Source organism: Parasphingorhabdus sp. NYA22, from assembly GCF_976973735.1.
Genome location: NZ_OZ333477.1, coordinates 1,713,243 through 1,735,518, shown reverse-complemented (window position 1 = coordinate 1,735,518; position 22,276 = coordinate 1,713,243). Strand labels below are relative to the sequence as shown.

The window sequence follows — 22,276 nt, the reverse complement described above, 5'->3', positions numbered from 1 at the left end:
GTCAGAAAAGCGACGCCGCAGCAGCGTCGGTTATCGGCGCCATGAACGGTATCGCCAGATAGCCTAGCGGAGATACGAAAAGCGCCAGAAGTGCAATCAGGCCGTTTTCGGTCTTGTGCCCCGTCGCTACGATCTCGCCGGCAGGATCATCGAAATAGATGATCTTGACGACCTTGATATAGTAGAAGGCACCGATCACCGAGGCAGCGATACCGATTACCGCGAGCGGTAACATGCCTGCGGCTACGGCCGCATCAAAGACCAGGAACTTGCCCCAGAAACCGAACAAGGGCGGGATACCGGCTAGCGAGAACATGAAGACCGCGAATGCGGCAGCAAGACCGGGACGTGTCTGCGACAGACCAGCCAGACTGGAGAGGCTTTCCAGCGGCTTGCCATCCTTGTCGCGCATCTCGAGCACGCAGACAAAGCTGCCGAGCGTCATCGCGACATAGACGACCAGATAGAACATCATCGCCGAGATGCCCTGCGCAGTACCGGTGGCAAGGCCGATGAGCATGAAGCCGACATTGTTGATCGAACTATAGGCCAGCAGGCGCTTGATATTCTGCTGTCCGATCGCGGCAACCGCGCCGAGGATGATCGAAGCCAGAGCGACGAACACGATGATCTGCTGCCAGGCCGATGTCTGGCCGCCAAAGGCCTCGATAATTACCCGTGCCGTCAGGGCAACAGCGGCCACTTTAGGAGCACTGGCAAAGAAGGCGCTAACCGGTGTCGGCGCGCCTTCGTAAACGTCGGGCGTCCACATGTGGAACGGTACGGCGCTGATCTTGAATGCGAGACCCGAGAGCACCAGAACCAGCCCGATCAGTGGGCCGGTCGAGAGATCACCGCTCAGCGTTTCGCCGATCACCGCGAAGCTGGTGGAACCGGCAAAGCCATAGACCAGAGAAATACCGAACAGCAGCATACCGCTCGCCAGTGCGCCGAGAACGAAATATTTCAGACCGGCTTCGGACGACCGCACGTCGGTGCGGATGAAGCTGGCCAGAACATAGGCCGAGAGGCTGTTCAGTTCGAGACCGATATACAGCGTCATCATGTCGGTTGCCGACACCATCATGCCCATGCCGACACAGGCGAACAGGATCAGAACCGCATATTCCGGGCGATATTTACCGCCGGCCTGAAAGAAACGCGGCGCAATCATCAGAGATATGATCGCCGCGATATAGATCAGGAATTTCGCTGCACTACCGAACGCATCCATACGATATTGGTCGCTGAATGCGGATGCACCGTCCTTGAATTCGGGCATATGGGCCAGCACCATCAGCAGGATCGAAGCGCCGAACAGCGCCGCTGCCGACAATATCGTAACTAGGCGCGCCGATTTTTCGCCACCCCAGGCGGCGATCAGCAAAAGGATCAGGCTGGAAACCGTCAGAAAGACTTCCGGCGAAACCAGATAAAGGGAATTTCCGATATCCATCAGTGTGCCTCCCCTTGGGCATGGTCTTTGGCGACGGCTTTCGCCTCACCCATTTTGAGATGTGCGTCGCCTTCAGGGGCAGCGCGGTCGATGCGCGCAACCAGCGCGCCGACGTCACCGCGGATCGGCGCCATGAAGCTTTCGGGATAGACACCCATCCACATCACAGCAGCGGCGATCGGCGCGAGCAGCGCCATTTCCCGTGCAGACAGATCCGGCATCGCTTTGACATCCTCGTGGACAAGTTCACCGAATGCAACCCGGCGATAAAGATAGAGCATATAGCCTGCGCCGAGGATGATCCCCGTTGTCGCGACAAGCGTGACCCAGCTGTTGACCTCGTAGAGGCCGACCAGCGAGAGAAATTCGCCGACGAAACCGCTGGTGCCCGGCAGGCCGATCGAGGCCATGGTGAACAGCAGGAACAGGATCGCATATTTCGGCATATTGATCGCCAGTCCGCCGTAGCGGCTGATTTCCCGCGTGTGCAGACGGTCGTAAATCACGCCGACGCAGAGGAAGAGCGCAGCGGATACCAGACCATGGCTCAGCATCACGATGATCGAACCCTCGATACCCTGCCGGTTAAACGCGAACAGGCCGAGCGTCACGATCGCCATATGGGCGACGGATGAATAAGCGATAAGCTTCTTCATATCCTGCTGCACCAGCGCCACCAGCGAGGTGTAGATCACGGCAACCATCGACAGGCCGAAGATCAGCCAGATGAATTGCTCGGACGCTTCCGGGAACATCGGCAGCGAGAAACGCAGGAAGCCGTAGCCACCCATTTTCAGCAGCACGCCAGCCAGAATAACCGAACCGGCAGTTGGCGCCTGAACATGGGCATCCGGCAACCAGGTATGAAACGGCCACATCGGCATCTTGACCGCGAAGCTGGCAAAGAAAGCCAGCCACAGCCATGTCTGTGCCTCGGGCGCAAAATCATAGTTGAGCAGGGTCGGAATATCGCTGGTTCCGGCATCCTGTACCATCCACAGCATCGCAACCAGCATCACCACCGAACCGAGCAAGGTGTAGAGGAAGAATTTATAGCTGGCGTAAATCCGGTTGGCTCCGCCCCAGATACCGATGATCAGATACATCGGGATCAGGCCAGCTTCGAACAAAATATAGAACAGGAAGATATCCTGCGCAGCGAACACGCCGATCATCAGCACTTCCATGAACAGGAAGGCCGCCATATATTCGCCGACCCGAGTCTGGATCGACTCCCAGCTCGCGCCGATACAGATCGGCATCAGGAAGACGGTGAGCATGATCAGCAGCATGGAGATGCCGTCGATACCCAGCGCCCATGCAAAACTGCCGAACAGGTCGGCCCGTTCGACATATTGCCACTGCGGACCGCCAATATCGTAATTGGCCCAGAGAACAACGCCGAGACCGAACAGCACCAGCGTCGTCACCAGCGCCAGCCAGCGCGCCGTCTGCGCGTTGAGGAACAGGCAAATAATCGCTGCCAGCATGGGCAGCCCCATCATCAGGGACAGGATCGGGAAATCAAGCTGGTTCATTAGCTGGCTCCCTGCACGATAATCCAGGTCGCGGCGGCGGCTAAGCCAAGCAGCATGACGAGGGCGTAAGTATAAAGATATCCGCTCTGGAAGCGTTTCATCACGCCGGAGCCGCTGGCGACGACCGAAGCGATGCCGTTGGGACCGAAGCGATCAATCATGCCTTCGTCACCGGTCTTCCAGAATTTCCGGCCCAGCCAGAAAGCCGGGCGGATGAAGATCAGGTTGTACAGCTCGTCGAAATACCATTTGTTGAAAAAGAACTGGTAGAGCGGGCTGAATGTCGCGGCCAGACGCGCCGGACGGTCCTTGCCAAAGAAATACATGAAGATGGCAGTGCCCAGACCGGTCAGCATCGCGACGGTCGAGGACAATTTCACCCACATCGGAACATTGTGAATTTCGTGCATCAGATGCTCGTCAAAGGCCAGACTTCCGGCCCAGAAGGCTGCACCCTCGGCTGCTTCGACAAATTGATTGTGGAACAGGAAGCCGGCGAAAACCGCACCGGTGGCCAAAACGCCAAGAGGGATAAGCATCGTAAGCGGACTTTCATGCGGGTGATAGCCGCCGGTCTGATCGGCTCCGGCTTCCTCGGGTGTTTTGTGGACGCTATGCTGGATATGCTCGGACTGGATCCAGCGCGGTGTGCCCGAGAAGGTCAGGAACATCAGCCGCCAGCTGTAGAAGCTGGTCAGCAGAGCCGCGAGAACGCCGATGAAGAAAGCAAACTGGCCGACTTCGGTACCGCTGGCAAAAGCGACCTCGATAATCGCGTCCTTGGAATAGAAACCGGCAAAGCCGCCGAGCCCGACAATACCGACGCCGGTAATCGCCAGCGTGCCGGCCATCATCGCCCAGAAGGTCAACGGGATTTCTTTCCGCAGGCCGCCATAATAGCGCATGTCCTGCTCGTGGTGCATCGCGTGGATCACCGAACCGGCACCAAGGAACAGAAGCGCCTTGAAAAAAGCGTGGGTGAACAGATGGAACATCGCAGCGCTATAAGCGCCAACGCCGGCGGCGAAGAACATATAGCCGAGCTGCGAACAGGTAGAATAAGCGATCACGCGTTTGATATCATGCTGGACCAGACCGACCGTGGCCGCGAATATCGCGGTCGAAGCGCCGACGATGGTCACAACCATCAAGGCAACCGGGCTGGTTTCGAACATCGGTGACAGACGGCAGACCATGAATACGCCTGCGGTAACCATAGTGGCGGCGTGGATCAGGGCGGAAACCGGTGTCGGCCCTTCCATCGCGTCGGGCAGCCATGTGTGCAGACCAAGCTGAGCCGACTTGCCCATCGCGCCGATGAACAGCAGCAGACAGATTATGGTCATCGTATCGAGACGCATGCCGGCAAAAGTAATGGACGAACCCGCCATGCCCGGTGCGGCTTCGAGGATTTCGGGAATGGATACGGTCCCGAAGACCAGGAACGTAGCGAAAATCCCCAGCATGAAGCCAAGGTCACCGACGCGGTTGACGACAAAAGCCTTGATCGCGGCAGCATTGGCGCTCGGTTTCTTGAACCAGAAACCGATCAGCAGATAGGATGCGAGGCCGACGCCTTCCCAGCCAAAGAACATCTGGACCAGATTATTGGCGGTCACCAGCATCAACATGGCAAAGGTAAACAGCGACAGATAGGCGAAGAAGCGCGGCTGATCCGGATCTTCGTCCATATAACCCCATGAATAGAGGTGCACGAGCGCGGACACGGTGGTCACTACGACCAGCATCACCGCAGTCAGCGCATCTACGCGCAAGGCCCAGTCGAAAGTCAGGTCACCCGAGACGATCCAGGTCAGAACCGGAACGACTTCGGCGCTGCTGGCTCCGCTCAGGAAGCCGATGAATACTGGCCAGCTCAAGGCACAAGACGCGAACAATGCGCCCGTTGTGACGATTTTGGCCGGCACATTGCCGATGATCCGATTGCCGAAACCGGCAACAATCGCTGCCAGCAAAGGCAGGAATACTATGAGGGTGATGTTGTTCACGAACTAACCTCGTCGCCCCAGCGCAGGCTGGGGCCTAACCCGCCTATGGTGGGAGCACATGATTTGGGTTGGATCCCAGCCTTCGCTGGGATGACGATATTGAAATTCACCGGCGCTACCCCTTCATCCGGTTGACATCATCGACGGCAATGGTGCCGCGCTGACGGAAGTAAATCACGAGAATGGCCAGCCCGATGGCGGCCTCGCCTGCAGCCACGGTCAGGATGAACATGGCGAACACCTGTCCGGTCATGTCGCCGAGAAAGGCGCTGAACGCGACGAAATTCAAATTCACCGCAAGCAGGATCAATTCGATCGCCATCAAGATGATGATGATATTCTTGCGATTGAGAAATATGCCGAGCATGCCCATCACGAACAGGATCGAGCTGACGACGAGATAATGTTCAATGCCGATCACAATTCCACTCCCTTGCCAACTTCGGGCTGTGTGTTGCGGGTCGCGTCTTCGGGACGCCGGGCAACCTGATCGGCGATATTCTGTTTGCGGACGCCGCCGCGGGTGCGGTGGGTCAGCACGATCGCGCCGACCATGGCGACCAGCAAGACCATGCCCGCAGCCTCAAACAGGAAAACATATTTGGTATAGAGCAAAGCGCCCAGCTGTTCGATGTTCGACGGCGCGCCTTCCGGCAGGCCGACCACAGCGGTGGCCTCGCCCATACCTGCAGATTGCCAGGTACCGACGCCAAAGATGATTTCCACCACCAGCACCAGAGCCAGCAGCAAGCCGAGCGGCAGGTTCTTCATGAAACCGGCCCGCAGTTCGGCAAAATCGATATCGAGCATCATCACCACAAACAGGAACAAAACCGCGACCGCGCCGACATAGACGATCACCAGCAGCGCCGCGATAAATTCCGCGCCGACCAGCAGCATCAGCCCCGCCGCGTTGAAAAATGCCAGGATCAGCCACAAGACACTGTGCACCGGATTGCGCGAAAAGATGCAGAAAGCACCGCTGGCAAGCACGATGGATGCGAATAGATAGAAAGCGAATATTTGCATATTATTCTGTCTTAGCCCCTGTCCACATTTCCCGTTCGTCTCGAGCGAAGTCGAGAGACGTTTGCGTGATTTCCCTGTGTCTCGACTTCGCTCGACACGAACGGAGCCGGATTTTGATTTTCAATTCGCACGCCCATTACCGATAAGGCGCATCGGCGGCAAGGTTTGCCGCGATTGCCCGCTCCCATTTGTCGCCATTTTCCAGCAGCTTCGATTTGTCGTAAATCAGCTCTTCGCGCGTTTCCGTCGCATATTCGAAATTCGGCCCCTCGACGATCGCATCGACCGGGCAGGCTTCCTGACAGAAACCGCAATAGATGCACTTGGTCATGTCAATGTCATAGCGCGTGGTGCGGCGCGAACCGTCTTCGCGCGGCTCTGCCTCGATCGTGATCGCCTGCGCCGGGCAAACCGCTTCGCACAGCTTGCAGGCAATGCAGCGTTCCTCGCCATTGGGATAGCGACGTAGCGCATGCTCCCCCCGGAACCGCGGCGAAATCGGGTTTTTCTCATAGGGATAGTTGATCGTTTTCTTCTTCTTGAAGAAATATTTCAGCGTCAAAGCATGCGCGCCGATAAATTCGAACAGGGTGAAGGCCTTAATGGTTTGTGCGATACTCATAGCGGTAATCCAAACTTGTCGATCATCACATATCCGCTGACGAGAACAACCCACAGCAGGCTCAGCGGCAGGAATATTTTCCAGCCCAGACGCATCAGCTGGTCATAACGGTAACGCGGTACGGTCGCCATCACCCAGCTGAAGATGAAGAAGAAAAAGAACATCTTGCCGAACAGCCAGATGATGCCCGGAATATCGAACCACGGAATCCAGTCGACGTCGAGCGGCGGCAGCCAGCCACCCCAGAACAGGATGACGTTGAGCGCGCACATCAGCAGGATATTGGCATATTCGCCCAGCCAGAACAGAGCGAAGGACATGGACGAATATTCGGTCTGGTAACCGGCAACCAGCTCGCTTTCGGCTTCGGTCAGGTCAAACGGATGGCGTGCGGTTTCCGCCATCGAGGCGATCAGGAACACCACCGCCATTGGGAACAGCAGCGGGTTGAAGCCATAAGCATTGATCAGCCCGAAGATATGGCCTTCCTGCGAACGGACGATGTCGGAAAGATTGAACGTTCCGGCGAACAGCACCACCGTTATCAGAATGAAACCTATCGAGACTTCATAAGAGATCATCTGCGCGGCAGCACGCATCGCGGAGAAGAACGGATATTTGGAGTTACTCGCCCAGCCGGCAATCACCACGCCATAGACGCCCAGCGAACTGATCGCGAGAATGTAGAGCAGGCCGATATTGATATTGGCGAGCACCATGCCCTCGCCGAACGGAATCACCGCCCAGGCGAGCAAGGCCACGGTGAAGGTGATGATCGGCGCCAGCAGGAACAAGCCCTTGTTGGCACTCGACGGAATGATCGTTTCCTGCAGAAACACTTTCAGACCATCGGCAAAACTTTGCAGCAGGCCAAAGGGGCCAACCACGTTCGGCCCCTTGCGCAGCGCCATCGCCGCCCAGATTTTCCGGTCGACATAGATAATCATCGCGACGGCCAGCATCAGCGGCAGCGCGATCAGCAGGATCAGCGCCAGCGTGGCAACGAACCAGCCGAGCTCTGCGCCAAGGAAGGTGGTTTGGAGATATTCGGTCATCTAATATTTCCTCCCTGTTGCGCAGCAATGGGGAGGTGGCGCGCCGAAGGCGTGACGGAGGGGCCGAACGCAGTGAGGTGGCGCGGCGCCCCTCCACCATCCTGCGTATGGTCCGGCTTAGGGTCGATCGATCTCCCAGATCGATCTTGGATTGCCGGGGGCAATCCAACCCTGCGCCCCCCGTGCTTCGCACAGGGAGGAAAAATGGCGGTTAAATCATTCACTCTGCCGCCTCCATCATCTCATCATCGGCATGCAGCAATTCCGCGGAGCAGCGCTGCATCGTCGCGCTGGCGCGGGCGATGCTGTTGGTCAGGTAGAAATCCTTGATCGGGTGCACGCCCTGCCCCTTTGGCTTGTCGGGCAAGCCGGTTGGCGGCGACCATTCGAGCGTCACCAGGCCTTCGGCCGCCAGCGCGGGATGATCCTTGGCCATTTTCGCGCGCAATTCCGCGAAGCTGTCGAAAGGCAACGTCTTGCCCATCACATCGGACAGGGCCCGCAAGATGCTCCAGTCCTCGCGCGCGTCGCCCGGCGCGAATATCGCCTTGTTCGACCGCTGCACGCGGCCTTCCAGATTGATATATGTGCCGTTTTTCTCGGTATAGGCAGCGCCCGGCAGAATGACATCCGCCGCATGGGCGCCGGCATCGCCATGATGGCCGATATAGACTTTATAGCAGCCTTCGAAGAGGCTGTAGTCGGTCTCGTCCGCACCGAGCGAGAACAGCAATTTCGGCTGCTTCGCCGCTATTGCTTTGATCCCGCCGTCATAGGCATAGCCGAGCATCAACCCGCCGGTCCGCGAGGCACCGATATGCAGGACGTTGAAGCCGTTCCAGCCGTCGCGGACCAGTTTATATTTTGTTGCCAGCTTGAGCGCCGCGCCATGCGCGCCTTCGACGCTGAGCGCGCCGCCGCCAAGGATGATCGCCGGCTTCTCTGCGCCTTTCAGCGCATCGACAGCCGCTTTCGGCAGTTTCGCCAGCAGCCCCATATCATCACCCAGCCATTCGACCGGATAGGTCTGGTCCGCTTCCGGCCCGATGCCGAAGACTTTCGCGCCGCCCTGACGCACAGCCTTGCGGATGCGGGTGTTGACCAGAGACGCTTCCCAGCGCGGGTTGGTCGAAACCAGCAGAATTACATCCGCTTCCTCGATACCGGCGATGGTAGAGTTGAAATTCACCGCCGCGAGACTGGACACATCATAAGACAGCCCGGTCTGACGGCCTTCCAGCATGTCCGATTTCATCGACTTGAGCAGTTTTTTCGCCGCATACATGGTTTCGCAATCGACCAGATCGCCGGCGATGGCGGCAACCGAACTGCCTGCGTTCACATCGGCAATCGCCTGGAATGCTTCGTTCCAGGTCGCTTCTTCCAGCTTGCCGTTCTTGCGCACATAAGGCTTGTCGAGACGGCGCTTCATCAGTCCGTCAATCGCGTGGCGGGTCTTGTCGGTCGCCCACTCCTCGTTCACGTCATCATTGACCCGCGGCAAAGCGCGCAGCACTTCGCGGCCGCGGCTGTCGATGCGGATATTGGTGCCAACGCCGTCCATCACGTCGATGCCGAGCGTCTTGGTCAGTTCCCACGGACGCGCTTCAAACGCATAAGGCTTGCTGGTCAGCGCGCCGACCGGGCAAAGATCGACAACATTGCCGGACAATTCGCTGTGCACCGCGCCTTCGAGATAGGAGGTGATCTGCATGTCTTCGCCGCGACCAACAGCACCGATTTCCTCGACGCCGGCGACTTCCTCGGCAAAGCGCACGCAGCGCGTGCAGTGGATGCAGCGGGTCATCACCGTCTTGACGATCGGCCCCATATATTTCTCGGTAACCGCGCGCTTATTCTCTTCGTAGCGCGAGCCGCCTTTGCCGTAGGCCATCGCCTGATCCTGAAGATCGCATTCGCCGCCCTGATCGCAGATCGGGCAGTCGAGCGGATGGTTGATCAGCAGAAATTCCATCACCCCTTCGCGCGCCTTCTTGACCATTTCGCTATCGGTACGGATTTCCTGACCTTCGGCCGCCGGCAGAGCACAGCTCGCCTGTGGCTTTGGCGGGCCCGGCTTTACCTCGACCAGACACATGCGGCAGTTGCCCGCGATGGACAGCCGCTCATGGTAGCAGAAACGCGGGATTTCCTTGCCGGCAAGCTCGGCGGCCTGCAGCACGGTAGCGCCCTGTGGCACTTCAATTTCGATGCCATCTACGGTGACTTTAGGCATTAGTTTTGCGCCTCGGTTGTTTCAGTGGCTTTCATTCCCAAAGCCAGTTTCATATCCAGTTCATAAGCGACTTCTGCAAGAAGCGTTCGCAATTCAAGACGGGTGAAGCCGAATTGCTGGCCTTCGGAAACCGGCAGACAGTGGCTCATTTCGGCTTGCAGGGATGCGAATGCTGCATCCTCGTCGTTCGAATAAGGCTTCGTGCCAAAAAGCGCGAGCGTTTTGGCCGGAGCCATCCGGGAAACACATTCGGAAAACTGCTTCAGGGCGATGTCTTTTACGACCGCATCACTCGTACCATCGGCCAACGTCGTGACCCGGTAGAGGGGTTCGACAGAAGAATAGTCACCCACTGCGTTGTTGCGATATTTGCGGCTCAGCAATGCCCCGGACAGTGCGGCCCTGAAAAGTGACCCGGAAAATTTCATTTCCGATCCAGCAGGGATACAGCCGCGGTTTTTCGTGGCGAGCGACTTTGTCATTTTCACATTTTCGTCCGAGTTGTCCGCACCAATCAAAACATCTTCAGCGCGCCGGCGGTCATTTTTCGCAACGCAATTGGCAAATCTCCAGAAATGCGTGACAGCCTGTCGTTCGCTGGCCTGCGAAGATTGCGCATAGGCCGGGTCATCAACCCCGCCCATTACCATCATGGCCACGAGTATGAATGCAAAGACCGGTTTCACGCGGCTGCCTCCGGCACAGCTGACCCGATCGGGTAGCCATGTCCCATGTCATATATGGTGAATTCAGACATTAGTCCTGCGCCTCCGGCGGAGTGCTGTCACTGGCGGACGGCGCTCCAACGACGAAGCGTTGCCACATTCCGTCTGCGGCGAAACCGCGGATGTTGGCGGGCGTAAGTTGCAATTGCTGGCCGGCAACGATGCAGGCACTCAGGGCCGGGACCAGAGCCATCGCGGCCTGTTTTTCCTTCTGCGTGCCAGACGCTGTGCGCAGCAGCTTATCCGCGCCCACTGAATCCTGGGCTGCGATACAGTCGGACATTGTGCCCAGAGCGGTTGCAGTCGGCAACATATCGCCCGTCGTCACATAGTCACGCGGTTTGGTTACCCAGCTTTCGTGGTTGGCCGGAACTTTAGGATGCGCGCGCAGATAGGCTGCTTCGAGCATCATATATCGAAAGGCGACCGGGGAGAAGGAGATCGAACTCTGGACGGCATCTCCCTGCATAACGAAGCATTCGCGGATATCCCAGCGCCGGAACATTTTTGAATTATCAATGCCCGCACCTTCGAAATCGACGGTTATCGGATCGCTGATTTCCAACAATCCATCAACTTCCTTTTGATGCGGTCCATAAGCGCAGCTGACATAGCGGTCTCTTACCAGACCATCCTTGACAGGATCGGGCTTCTCCGGCCGGACCGGTATCTTCGAACCCAGCTGGATATCCGGGTTTACCTGTGCATGGGCAGGACTGCTTATCTGCCCGCCAAGGCCCAAAATCACGAGCGAACCCAATATTGCCGATGCGATCCTCATTCCGCTGCCTCCAATATTTCTGCGCTTTTATGTTCGTTTATCCGCCGCTCCATTTCGGGGCGAAAATGCTTGATCAGCCCCTGGATCGGCCAGGCCGCTGCGTCGCCAAGCGCGCAAATGGTGTGGCCTTCGACCTGTTTGGTCACTTCATACAGCGTGTCGATATCGCCGATTTCCGCGTCACCATCGCGCATTTTTTCCATTACCCGCCACATCCAGCCGGTGCCTTCGCGGCATGGCGTGCACTGGCCGCAGCTTTCATGCTTGTAGAAATAGCTGAGCCGCGAGATCGCGCGAACGATGTCGGTCGACTTGTCCATCACAATAACCGCCGCCGTGCCGAGCCCCGAGCCAAGCTCCTTCAGACCGTCAAAGTCCATTGGCGCGTCCATGATCTGCGCGGCAGGAACCAGCGGAACCGATGAACCACCGGGAATGACCGCCAGGAGATTGTCCCAGCCGCCGGTGATTCCGCCGCAATGTTTCTCGATCATATCCTTGAACGGGATCGACATCGCTTCCTCGAACACCGCCGGTTTATCGACATGACCCGAGACCTGAAACAATTTGGTGCCGTGATTGCCTTCGCGGCCAAAGCTGGCGAACCAGGCAGCGCCGCGCCGCAGGATCGTGGGAACGACCGCGATGCTTTCGACATTGTTGACCGTCGTCGGGCAGCCATAGAGACCTGCACCGGCGGGGAATGGCGGTTTCAGACGCGGCTGGCCCTTCTTGCCTTCAAGGCTTTCGATCATCGCGGTTTCTTCGCCACAAATATAAGCACCGGCGCCGCGGTGGACGAAGACGTCGAAATCATAGCCGGATTTGGCGGCATTCTTGCCGATCAGGCCAGCGTCATAGGCTTCCTTGACGGCCGCCTCCATGACCTTGGCTTCGAAAATATATTCGCCGCGAATATAGATATAGGCGGCACGAGCGCGCATCGCGAAACCGGCGATCAGCGCGCCCTCGATCAGCTTGTGCGGATCGTTGCGCAGGATTTCGCGGTCCTTGCAGCTGCCGGGTTCGGATTCATCGGCGTTGATGACGAGAAAGCTCGGCCGTGGATTGCCCTGGCTGTCCTTCGGCGCTTCCTTGGGCATGAACGACCATTTCAGACCGGTCGGAAAACCCGCCCCGCCACGACCGCGCAGGCCGCTGGCCTTCATTTCCTCGATAATCTTGTCATTGCCGCGCTTGATGATGTCGGCAGTATTGTCCCAGTCACCGCGCTTCTGCGACGCCTTCAGGTCCCATGACTGGAACCCATAGACATTGGTGAAGATACGGTCTTTGTCCTGAAGGAAATCAAACGCCATTATTTTTTCCTCCAACGGCCCCAGAGGCCGCCAATGATGCCAATGATGACAACGGCGAGTCCGATCCAGCCTGCATATCCGTCAACGTGCATGGCATCAATATCCTCCACGCTTTTCGTCATCCTGAACTTGGTTCAGGATCTCCATCGGAGAATAGCGCTCTTGCCGCGCGGGGTGCTGAAACAAGTTCAGCATGACGAAGTTGGCACAAATACCCATCACCATTCCCCCCGGTAATCGTGGTTTTCTTCAACCATCGCCTGCAGGTTCGTCGGACCACCTTCGGCTTCGCTGGTCTTGCGACCGATCTGCGAGCCGACCTTGATATCCTTGCCCGCAGCCAGATCTTCGAGGATCCGGGTCATGATGTCATAATCGAGATCTTCGTAATTATCGTCGTTGATTTGGACCATCGGCGCGTTGGAGCAATTGCCCATGCACTCGACCTCGGTCAGCGTGAACAGGCCGTCGGGCGTGGTCTTGCCCTTGGCCATGCCCTTGTTCTTGCAAGCGGCCATCACATCATCGCTGCCGCGCAACATGCAGGGCGTAGTGCCGCAGACCTGGACATGGAACTGCCCGACCGGAGCGAGATTATACATGGTGTAGAAGGTCGCGACCTCATAGGCCCGCATATAGGGCATATCGAGATAGGCGGCGACATATTCGATCACCGGAACCGGTAGCCAGCCCTGCGTTTTCGTGTCTGCACCAACCTGCCGCTGGGCAAGGTCGAGCAAAGCCATGACCGCCGATTTCTGGCGGCCAGCCGGATATTTCGCGATCTGCCACTTGGCGAGCTTCTCGTTCGCGGGCGTGAAAGCAAAATCGCCCCATTTGGCGCGGGTTTCGATTTCGTCTGGGATGTTGGGTGCTTCAGCCATTATCGGTCACACTCTCCAAATACGATATCAATCGCGCCCAAAATAGCGGTCGCATCCGGCAGCATATGGCCCTTGGTCATGAAATCCATCGCCTGCAGATGCGAGAAGGCGGTCGGCCGGATCTTGCAGCGATAGGGCTTGTTGGTGCCGTCGCTGACCAGATAGACGCCAAATTCGCCCTTGGGGCTTTCGGTCGCAACGTAGACTTCGCCCGCCGGAACGTGGAAGCCTTCGGTGTAAAGCTTGAAGTGATGGATCAGCGCTTCCATCGACTGCTTCATCTCGGCGCGCTTGGGCGGGACGATCTTGCGGTCGGTGGAGGCGACGGGGCCATCGGGCATTTCATTCAGGCATTGGCGCATGATCCGTGCGCTCTGCCGGACTTCCTCGACCCGGACCATGAACCGGTCGTAGCAGTCGCCGCTGGTGCCGACCGGAACATCAAATTCCATCCGGTCATAGACATCATAAGGCTGCGACTTGCGCAGGTCCCAGGCGACGCCGCTGCCGCGCAGCACCGGACCGGAAAAGCCCCAGCGCACGGCATCGTCTTGCGAAACCGTCGCGATATTGACATTGCGTTGCTTGAAGATGCGGTTGCCGACCACGAGGCTCATCGCATCCTCGAACAGGGTCGGGAATTCGTCGAGCCAGTCGGCGATATCGGTGAGCAGCTTCAACGGCACATCCTGATGGACGCCGCCGGGCCGGAACCAGGCGCTGTGCATGCGGGCGCCGCTGGCCCGCTCAAAAAATTCCAGGCACTGTTCACGAATTTCGAACACCCAGATATTCGGCGTCATCGCGCCGACATCCATGACATGGGCGCCGAGATTGAGCATATGGTTGCAGATCCGGGTCAGCTCGGCGAACAATACCCGCAGATATTGCCCGCGCAACGGAACCTCGAGATCGAGCAATTTTTCAATCGCCAGCACATAGCTATATTCCATCGCCAGCGGCGAGCAATAATCGAGCCGGTCGAAATAGGGCAAAGCCTGCAAATAGGTCTTGTGCTCGATCAATTTCTCGGTGCCGCGGTGCAGCAGGCCGATATGCGGATCGACGCGTTCGACAATCTCGCCGTCCAGCTCCATCACCATCCGCAAAACGCCATGCGCGGCGGGATGCTGGGGACCGAAGTTGATCGTGAAATTCTGGATCTCGAGATCGCCAACCGTCGGATCGGCTTCGTCTGCGAGATGGTCCATTTCGTCGAGGTAGTCAGACATATTGCACCTCCGTCACCCCTGCGCAGGCAGGGGTCGCTGGGGTCTGCGTGTAATCTGCAGAGGTTCCCGCCTTCGCGGGAACGAAAAACGATGACAATATCATCACTTCCCCTCCCCCTTCTTCTGCGTTCCGGACCTGGTGCGTTTCGGCGCAGGCTTCCTGGCCGCCGCCGTTTTGCGCTTCGATGGCTTCGCGGCTTCCTTGTCGGCCTTTGCGCCAGCGCCGGTATCGCTCTTCTTGTCGGTGGTTTTCGGTGTTGGCGGCGGCGCTTCGCCACCAACTTTTTCGTCACCGGGCAGGATATAGTCCGCGCCTTCCCATGGCGACATGAAATCGAAACTGCGGAAATCCTGGGCCAGCTTGACCGGCTCGTAGACCACGCGCTTGGCTTCTTCGGAATAGCGCATCTCGACATAGCCGGTCAGCGGGAAATCCTTGCGGAACGGGTGGCCCTGAAAACCATAGTCGGTCAGGATGCGGCGCAAATCGGTGTTGCCGTCGAACAAGACGCCATACATGTCGAACACTTCGCGCTCGAGCCATCCGGCGACTTCCCAGATATGGGTGACGCTCGGCACCGGATTGTCTTCGTCGGTCGATACCTTGACCCGGATACGGTGGTTCCTGGTCAGGCTGAGCAGGTGATAGCAGACTTCGAACCGCTCCGGCCGATCCGGATAGTCGACGCCGGCGATTTCGACGAGCTGCTGATATTCATGCTTGTCGCGCAGCTTTTCGAGAACCGTAGCCAGCTTGTCGCGCTCGACCGTGAAACTGATTTCGCCATAGGCCTCGACAGTGTCGATCAGGGCAGCGCCGATAGCTTTGCCTAGTTTTGCAGCAACCCCGTCGTTGCTGGAGATTGTGGGTGCGCTATGAGCCATTAATATGCTCCCTTGCCGTTCGTGCTGAGCTTGTCGAAGCATGACTTCGAAAAACCCTTCGACAGGCTCAGGGCGAACGGATTTATCAAATATACCATCCTAGCGCTCGAACGTCCCGATGCGGCGGATTTTCCGCTGCAATTGCATCACGCCGTAGAGCAAGGCCTCTGCGGTCGGCGGGCATCCGGGCACGTAAATATCGACCGGCACAATCCGGTCACAACCACGAACCACGGAATAGCTGTAATGATAATAGCCGCCGCCATTGGCGCAACTGCCCATCGAGATCACATATTTGGGATCAGACATCTGGTCATAGACCTTGCGCAAAGCCGGCGCCATTTTGTTGCAGAGCGTTCCGGCAACAATCATCACGTCCGACTGGCGCGGACTGGCGCGCGGCGCAGCGCCAAAGCGCTCCATGTCGTAGCGCGGCATGTTGACGTGAATCATTTCAACCGCGCAGCAGGCGAGACCAAAGGTCATCCACCAGAGCGAACCGGTTCGCGCCCATTGAAAAAGCTCTTCGGTCGAGGTGACAAGAAAACCCTTGTCATTCACTTCCGAATTCAAATCCTTGAAAAAGCCTTCATCAGGCTGCGTATCGGGGCGCATCGGCGTGCCGTCTGCGTTCAATATGGCAGAACCACTGGTATTTGCCTCTAGTCCCATTCCAGCGCTCCCACTTTCCAGGCATAAGCAAAACCGATGATCAGCTCCGCAAGAAATACCATCATCGTTGTCCAGCCGACCCAGCCGGTGAACTCCAGCGACACTGCCCACGGGAACAGAAACGCCGCTTCCAGGTCAAATATGATGAACAGGATCGCCACCAGATAGAAGCGCACGTCAAACTGGCTGCGCGAGTCTTCAAAGGCAGGGAAGCCACATTCATATTCCGAGAGCTTTTCGGCGCTCGGATTATGGGTTCCGGTTAGCCGGGAGACGCCCATTGGCAGGAACACAAAGGCTGTGGACAGCCCTGCGGCTACAAACAGGAACAATAATATTGGTGCATATTCGGAAAGATCGACCACTGATGACTCATTTCGCTAATATTCGGGGCCGCTTTTAGGCAGTGGCTCCCCATGCCGCAAGGGTGAAGTGGCTTAAATTTATGAGCTTTTGCGAGCCATTCGCATTTACAGCAGCGACTTTGCCAATATCCTGTGCAGCTTGCTGTGCAGCGCTTCGTTCGACGCCAATATTTCGCCCTGCCCGATCGGCTGATCGCCGCCGGTATAGTCGGTGACAAAACCACCGGCTTCGCGGACCATCAAAATCCCTGCGGCAACGTCCCAGACTTTCAGTCCCGCTTCGAAAAAACCGTCATAACGACCGGCTGCGAGCCAGGCGAGATCGAGTGCAGCCGAACCGTTGCGACGGATACCGGCCACCTGTGGTGCGACGGCACCGAAAATGCGCGCCCATTCACTGAGATCGCCATGGCCCTTGAAAGGAATGCCAGTGGCAATCAGCGCTTCCGACATATCACGACGGGCCGACACGCGCAGACGGCGTTCGCCAAGCCATGCGCCCTTGTCCATTTCTGCCCACCAGGTCTGGTCATTGAGCGGTTCGTAGATCAGTCCGCTGGTAATCTTGCCCCAGCCGCGGCCGTCGAGCGAAGGTTCCTGAACCGCGATGGAAATCGCGAAATGCGGAATGCCGTGGAGAAAGTTGGTTGTGCCGTCGAGCGGATCAATGATCCAGCGCGGCTTGCCTTCCTCGCCCTCGATCATGCCGCCTTCTTCGAGCACGAAGCCCCAGCCGGGCCGCACTTTCAGCAGTTCGTCGTAAAGAATCCGTTCGGCACGCATATCGGCCTTGGATACGAAATCGGCAGGACCTTTTTTGGAGACCTGCAGATGCTCGACTTCGCCAAAGTCGCGGCGCAGGCGCGATCCGGCCTTGCGTGCTGCGCGCTCCATGACGGTGATAAGGGCGGAATGTGCTGGCATTTTAATATCTCCCCCCTCCCGTGTAAGGGAGGGGCTTGGGGTGGGTCTATTTATTTTTCAAAGAACGGGCGAGCGGCATAGTCATGCCCGCCCCAACCCCTCACGCAAGCGGAAGGGGAAATATTCATTTTCAGGCCTTGCCTACATATTCGCGGGCATAGACATCGACGATGATCCTTGTACCGGCCGAAATAAACGGCGGCACCATGACGCGGACACCATTGTCGAGAACGGCCGGCTTGTAGCTGGAAGAAGCAGTCTGGCCCTTGACGACGCCATCGGCTTCGACAACCTCTGCTTCGATCTGGTCGGGCAATGCCACGGAGATCGGCTTTTCGTCATAAAGCTCGAGCTGCACATCCATGCCGTCCTGCAAAAATTCGACCGCATCACCGATCAGGTCGGCGGGCAATGTGATCTGCTCGTAATTTTCCTTGTCCATGAAGGTCAGCAAATCGCCATCGGCGAACAGATATTGAAAGGTCTTCGTATCCAGGCGGACCTTCTCGAGCGTGTCGGCGCTGCGGAAACGGACATTGGTCTTGCGACCGTCCACGAGATTTTTCATCTCGACCTGCATATAGGCCCCGCCTTTGCCCGGCTGCGTATGCTGGATCTTGGCAACCTTCCACAGGCCACCTTCATATTCCAAAATATTGCCCGGACGGATATCTACACCGCTGATCTTCATCGCTAGTCTCGCTTGATAGATTGTTTGATTGAGCGGCGCTGTAATCTGCTGGCTGATAATAGGCAAGCCCGGTGACGCCTAAAGGCCGCGCGATCACGCACAGGTCTTTTCCATACAATACTTCGAATCACTCCGCGCCTATTGATAAATCATGGCACAGACAGAGATCACACGGTTCCGCGGCAATTATCGAAATGCGAGCCCCCGACGCAAAACTGCGTTGGCCGCTGGTCTGTTTGGCTATTCGATCGCCGATGGCCGGACACACTCGTTCAAGGAAACCGAGGGCTATTTACGCGACATGGAACAGATGCCCCATTTTGCCCCGCCTTCGGTCAGTAGTTTTGTCGCCCAATATCTGGCTTCAAATATCGGCAAGACGCACGGCTCGTCCTAGTCCGCCGGACGGTCATCCATTATATCGATAAATTTCCTGACGGCCGCTGCCGGGCCAGCCGGATCACTCCACACCGCGCCGCATACGGCGAGAAAGTCGGCTCCCGCATCGATCAGCGGCTGGCAATTTTCCGGGGTGATCCCGCCAATCGCCACGCAGGGTATTTCCATCATCTCTGACCACCACTGGAGCAGATCCAGTTCCGGCTTGTGATGGGTTACCTTGGTAGCGGTGGGAAAAAACGCGCCAAAAGCGACATAGTTCGCACCACCCTCACCCGCTTCCATCGCCAGATGACGGCTGTCATGGCAAGTGATGCCGATCTGCACATCGAGGCCCAACGTGTCGCGGGCATTTTTCAAGCTTTCGTCGCCCTGCCCCAGATGTACGCCATCCGCACCCAGTTGCCGGGCCAGCGCGACATCGTCGTTGACGATGAAGGCCACGTCAAATTCATCGCAAATCGCTTTCAGCGGTTCGGCCAGCCGGGCCGCTTCCTGCTGATCGACATCCTTCACCCGAAACTGGAACGCAGCGACGGGGCCAGCTTCCAGCGCTTCGCGCAGATGATCGGGAAAGGACCCGCCAACGTCCAGTGGCGAGATCAGGTATAGCTGGCAGGAAGTGTCATTCATTTGCCGGGTTCTAGCGCCTTCATTGGACCAAGGCGAGCAGGAAACCGTCCCACTTCTTGCTGCCCACGGTCTGGATTGCGGTGGCGTCGATTTTCGGATTGTCTTTCAGCGCGTCGTACAAGGCGCGGGTGCCGGCAACCTTGGGATCGCTGGACTGCGGATTTATGACTTCGCCTTCCCGCACAACATTGTCGAAAACCAGCATCGTGCCGGGGCGGGATAACTGGATCGCATAGTCTAGATAGGCGGGGTAATTATCCTTGTCAGCGTCGATGAAGACGAAATCGAACGCCGTCTCGCCATCGCTGCACATCTCGGCGAGCGTGTCGCATGCCGGTCCGATGCGGATATCAACGCGATGGCCTACACCCGCATGATCGACATTGGCGCGCGCCACGGCTGCATATTCCGGCTCGAGCTCCAGCGTGACCAGCACGCCATCGTCGCCCAGCGCGCGGGCAAGAGCGATGGCCGAATAACCGCCGAGTGTGCCGATTTCGAGTATGCGTTTTGCCGCGACAGCGCGCGCCAGCAATTGCAGCAGCTTGCCTTGCGCCAGCGAGACATCGATTGGCGGCAAGCCTGCCTGCCGGCTATTCTCCAGCGCCGCTTCCAGTGCCCTGTCCTCACCGATCAGTTTACCGACGATATAATCATCGACAGCAGACCAGCGGGGATCGGACATGGACAAGCCTAGGCCTTCCGGTCAGGCGATCGAAGCGCGATAAATCTGGTCAATCGCGCCACCGAGTACGGCATCAAATTCCTCGTCGCTCTGCGAAACCCGCAAGTCCTGCAGCAAGCCACGGCTGAAGCTGGCAATCATGCCTTCATTCTTCGCCAGTTCCGCGCAGGCATCATCGGTGGAATAGCCGCCGGACAGGGCGACCAGACGGACCACCTTGGGATGGTCTGCCAGCGATTTGTAGAGATTGGCTTCGACCGGGATCGACAGTTTCAGCATCACCCGCTGGTCATCGTCCAGCGCATCGAGCTGCTTGTTCAGCTCGCCGAGCAGGATTTTGTCGCATTCGGCGCGCTCGTCGCTCTTGATATTCACTTCCGGCTCGATGATCGGCACCAGTCCGTTGGCCAGGATCTGTTTGCCGAAATCGAATTGCTGCGCGACAATCGCCGCAATGCCTTTCGCATTGGCCTTGTTGATCACCGAACGCATCTTGGTTCCGAACACGCCTTTAGCCAGCGCATGTTTGCACTGCTCGTCGAGATCAGGAATCGGTTTCATCAGCTGCACGCCATTGGCCTCGTCCTCAAGCCCCTTGTCAACTTTCAGAAACGGCACGACGCCGCGATCCCAGAGCGCTTCCGGCACCGGCTTGCCGCCAGCATCGCCATTCATCGTTTTTTCGAACAGGATCGCGCCGATGACCTTGCCGTTGCCGAAGCTGGGCGAGGTGATGATGCGGCTGCGCATCTTGTGGATCAGGCCGAACATCTCGTCATCATTGGAGAATGAATCCGCGCCAATGCCATAGCCTGCGAGGGCTTTCGGCGTCGAGCCACCGCTCTGGTCCAGTGCGGCGATAAAGCCTTGGCCATTTTCGATTTTGCTCATCATTTCACTATTCGCCATTTTTGGTTTCCTGATATTTTCACTGTAATTGGTTAAGCGCTTCGACGCCAGGCAGGGGCTTGCCTTCCATCCATTCGAGAAAGGCGCCTCCTGCGGTCGATACAAAGCTGAAATCGTCGGCAACGCCGGCATGGTTGAGTGCCGCGACCGTGTCGCCGCCACCGGCCACCGAAAGCAACTGGCCTTCTTTGGTCAGCGCAGCCGCTGTTCTGGCAAGAGCAACGGTGGCAGAGTCGAACGGCGGCGTTTCGAACGCGCCGAGGGGACCGTTCCAGACCAGAGTCTTGCAGGTCTTGAGCACATCGGACAGCGCTTCCACAGCGGCGGGCCCGATATCGAGGATCATCTCGTCATCGGCCACTTCGTGAACATTGACCGTGCGGGTCGGTGGATTGGCGCGGAATTCCTTTGCCACCACCACATCATAAGGCAAATGCACGGTGCAGTCGGCTTTGTCCGCGGCTTCCAATATGGCATTGGCGATGTCCGCCAGTTCATGTTCGCACAGGGATTTTCCGACATTGACGCCGCGCGCCGCCAGAAATGTATTGGCCATGCCGCCGCCGATGATCAGATGATCGACTTTTTCAACCATCTGCCGCAGCACGTCGAGCTTGCTGGAGACTTTCGCCCCGCCGACCACCGCCGCGACCGGATGTTCCGGATTGCCCAGCGCCTTGTCGAGCGCGGTCAGTTCGCGTTCCATCGAACGGCCTGCATAAGAAGGCAGAAGATGCGCCAGCCCCTCGGTGGTTACGTGGGCGCGGTGCGCAGCGGAGAACGCATCGTTGACGTAGAAATCACCGAATGCGGCAATAGCCTTGGCCATTGCCGGATCATTCTTTTCCTCGCCCGGTGCAAAACGGCTGTTTTCCAAAACCGTAATGCTGCCCTCCGGCAGAGCATCAATGGCGGCCTGATCCGGTTTTTGCATGAAACCGACTTCCCGGCCCAGAACCGCAGCCAGCGGCGCGACCACGGGTTCGAGCGAATATTCCGGAACAAACTCCCCTTTCGGGCGCCCGAAATGGGCGAGCAACAGCAGTTTCGCGCCCTTGTCAGCCAATTCGACAACCGTCGGCATCAAGGCCTTCAGGCGCATGTCGTCGGTTACCTTGCCATCCGCCATCGGGACGTTCAGGTCAACGCGGATCAGACCGCGCTTTCCCCGAACATCACCGATATCATCAAGCGTTTTGAAATTGTTAGCTGACATTAATCAGAACC

General features: G+C 57.7%; 23 protein-coding genes. 1 reads left to right on the top strand and 22 read right to left on the bottom strand.

All coding sequences use genetic code 11. From position 1 onward, the window contains the following. Position 1: 1 nt before the first annotated feature. From nuoN to efp, 18 genes are all read right to left on the bottom strand, one after another. Positions 2 to 1,456, bottom strand: coding sequence for an NADH-quinone oxidoreductase subunit NuoN (nuoN, locus tag ACWFTY_RS08385; RefSeq protein WP_447526808.1), 1,455 nt, complete (start codon positions 1,454 to 1,456; stop codon positions 2 to 4). Then, the gene (locus ACWFTY_RS08380; RefSeq protein WP_447526807.1) at positions 1,456 to 2,994 is read right to left on the bottom strand and encodes an NADH-quinone oxidoreductase subunit M; all 1,539 of its coding nucleotides are present in this window, start codon (positions 2,992 to 2,994) and stop codon (positions 1,456 to 1,458) included. The genes nuoN and ACWFTY_RS08380 overlap by 1 nt, the downstream gene beginning before the upstream one ends. Next, entirely contained in the window at positions 2,994 to 5,003 is a 2,010-nt protein-coding gene (gene nuoL / locus ACWFTY_RS08375; protein WP_447526806.1) for an NADH-quinone oxidoreductase subunit L, read from the bottom strand. The genes ACWFTY_RS08380 and nuoL overlap by 1 nt, the downstream gene beginning before the upstream one ends. A 115-nt stretch (positions 5,004 to 5,118) precedes the next feature. Next, the gene (gene nuoK / locus ACWFTY_RS08370) at positions 5,119 to 5,424 is read right to left on the bottom strand and encodes an NADH-quinone oxidoreductase subunit NuoK (protein ID WP_067198924.1); all 306 of its coding nucleotides are present in this window, start codon (positions 5,422 to 5,424) and stop codon (positions 5,119 to 5,121) included. Beyond that, positions 5,421 to 6,032 (bottom strand): NADH-quinone oxidoreductase subunit J, encoded by a 612-nt coding sequence (locus ACWFTY_RS08365; RefSeq protein WP_447526805.1) that lies wholly within the window; start codon positions 6,030 to 6,032, stop codon positions 5,421 to 5,423. The genes nuoK and ACWFTY_RS08365 overlap by 4 nt, the downstream gene beginning before the upstream one ends. A 136-nt stretch (positions 6,033 to 6,168) precedes the next feature. Further along, positions 6,169 to 6,654, bottom strand: coding sequence for an NADH-quinone oxidoreductase subunit NuoI (nuoI, locus tag ACWFTY_RS08360; RefSeq protein ID WP_447526804.1), 486 nt, complete (start codon positions 6,652 to 6,654; stop codon positions 6,169 to 6,171). Beyond that, on the bottom strand, positions 6,651 to 7,709 hold the full coding sequence (gene nuoH / locus ACWFTY_RS08355; RefSeq protein WP_447526803.1) for an NADH-quinone oxidoreductase subunit NuoH: 1,059 nt from the start codon (positions 7,707 to 7,709) through the stop codon (positions 6,651 to 6,653). The genes nuoI and nuoH overlap by 4 nt, the downstream gene beginning before the upstream one ends. Positions 7,710 to 7,929: 220 nt before the next feature. Next, positions 7,930 to 9,945, bottom strand: coding sequence for an NADH-quinone oxidoreductase subunit NuoG (gene nuoG, locus ACWFTY_RS08350; protein ID WP_447526802.1), 2,016 nt, complete (start codon positions 9,943 to 9,945; stop codon positions 7,930 to 7,932). Continuing rightward, positions 9,945 to 10,631 (bottom strand): hypothetical protein, encoded by a 687-nt coding sequence (locus tag ACWFTY_RS08345; protein ID WP_447526801.1) that lies wholly within the window; start codon positions 10,629 to 10,631, stop codon positions 9,945 to 9,947. The genes nuoG and ACWFTY_RS08345 overlap by 1 nt, the downstream gene beginning before the upstream one ends. 70 nt (positions 10,632 to 10,701) lie before the next feature. After that, complete coding sequence (locus tag ACWFTY_RS08340; protein ID WP_447526800.1) at positions 10,702 to 11,451, bottom strand: hypothetical protein; 750 nt, start codon at positions 11,449 to 11,451, stop codon at positions 10,702 to 10,704. After that, positions 11,448 to 12,770 (bottom strand): NADH-quinone oxidoreductase subunit NuoF, encoded by a 1,323-nt coding sequence (nuoF, locus tag ACWFTY_RS08335; protein ID WP_447526799.1) that lies wholly within the window; start codon positions 12,768 to 12,770, stop codon positions 11,448 to 11,450. The genes ACWFTY_RS08340 and nuoF overlap by 4 nt, the downstream gene beginning before the upstream one ends. Positions 12,771 to 12,988: 218 nt before the next feature. Beyond that, positions 12,989 to 13,654, bottom strand: coding sequence for a complex I 24 kDa subunit family protein (locus tag ACWFTY_RS08330; RefSeq protein ID WP_447526798.1), 666 nt, complete (start codon positions 13,652 to 13,654; stop codon positions 12,989 to 12,991). After that, positions 13,654 to 14,886 (bottom strand): NADH-quinone oxidoreductase subunit D, encoded by a 1,233-nt coding sequence (locus ACWFTY_RS08325; RefSeq protein WP_447526797.1) that lies wholly within the window; start codon positions 14,884 to 14,886, stop codon positions 13,654 to 13,656. The genes ACWFTY_RS08330 and ACWFTY_RS08325 overlap by 1 nt, the downstream gene beginning before the upstream one ends. A gap of 102 nt (positions 14,887 to 14,988) precedes the next feature. Further along, positions 14,989 to 15,771 carry an NADH-quinone oxidoreductase subunit C gene (locus ACWFTY_RS08320; RefSeq protein ID WP_447526796.1) on the bottom strand — a complete coding sequence of 261 codons (783 nt, stop codon included), beginning with the start codon at positions 15,769 to 15,771 and terminating at the stop codon, positions 14,989 to 14,991. A 99-nt stretch (positions 15,772 to 15,870) separates the two neighbouring features. Next, entirely contained in the window at positions 15,871 to 16,386 is a 516-nt protein-coding gene (locus tag ACWFTY_RS08315) for a NuoB/complex I 20 kDa subunit family protein (RefSeq protein WP_417621871.1), read from the bottom strand. Positions 16,387 to 16,433: 47 nt separating this feature from the next. Next, positions 16,434 to 16,808, bottom strand: coding sequence for an NADH-quinone oxidoreductase subunit A (gene ndhC / locus ACWFTY_RS08310; RefSeq protein WP_447526795.1), 375 nt, complete (start codon positions 16,806 to 16,808; stop codon positions 16,434 to 16,436). Between the two features lie 105 nt (positions 16,809 to 16,913). Further along, positions 16,914 to 17,732, bottom strand: a complete 819-nt coding sequence (locus tag ACWFTY_RS08305; protein WP_447526794.1) for an inositol monophosphatase family protein — start codon at positions 17,730 to 17,732, stop codon at positions 16,914 to 16,916. Between the two features lie 130 nt (positions 17,733 to 17,862). Further along, the gene (efp, locus tag ACWFTY_RS08300) at positions 17,863 to 18,423 is read right to left on the bottom strand and encodes an elongation factor P (protein WP_447526793.1); all 561 of its coding nucleotides are present in this window, start codon (positions 18,421 to 18,423) and stop codon (positions 17,863 to 17,865) included. A gap of 151 nt (positions 18,424 to 18,574) precedes the next feature. Here efp and ACWFTY_RS08295 point away from each other — a divergent pair, with 151 nt between their 5' ends. Continuing rightward, on the top strand, positions 18,575 to 18,820 hold the full coding sequence (locus ACWFTY_RS08295) for a hypothetical protein (RefSeq protein ID WP_447526792.1): 246 nt from the start codon (positions 18,575 to 18,577) through the stop codon (positions 18,818 to 18,820). On the opposite strand, the gene thiE is transcribed toward ACWFTY_RS08295, so the two are convergent. Genes thiE through ACWFTY_RS08275 form a run of 4 tightly spaced genes read right to left on the bottom strand, consistent with a single transcriptional unit; the run spans position 18,817 to position 22,265 of the window. Next, a complete protein-coding gene (gene thiE, locus ACWFTY_RS08290; RefSeq protein WP_447526791.1) occupies positions 18,817 to 19,455 on the bottom strand; it encodes a thiamine phosphate synthase in 639 nt (212 codons plus the stop codon). The genes ACWFTY_RS08295 and thiE overlap by 4 nt on opposite strands. A gap of 19 nt (positions 19,456 to 19,474) precedes the next feature. After that, a complete protein-coding gene (locus ACWFTY_RS08285; RefSeq protein ID WP_447526790.1) occupies positions 19,475 to 20,140 on the bottom strand; it encodes an O-methyltransferase in 666 nt (221 codons plus the stop codon). Between the two features lie 21 nt (positions 20,141 to 20,161). Then, complete coding sequence (locus ACWFTY_RS08280) at positions 20,162 to 21,049, bottom strand: fructose bisphosphate aldolase (protein WP_447526789.1); 888 nt, start codon at positions 21,047 to 21,049, stop codon at positions 20,162 to 20,164. A 19-nt stretch (positions 21,050 to 21,068) separates the two neighbouring features. Then, positions 21,069 to 22,265 carry a phosphoglycerate kinase gene (locus tag ACWFTY_RS08275; protein WP_447526788.1) on the bottom strand — a complete coding sequence of 399 codons (1,197 nt, stop codon included), beginning with the start codon at positions 22,263 to 22,265 and terminating at the stop codon, positions 21,069 to 21,071. Positions 22,266 to 22,276: the final 11 nt, after the last annotated feature.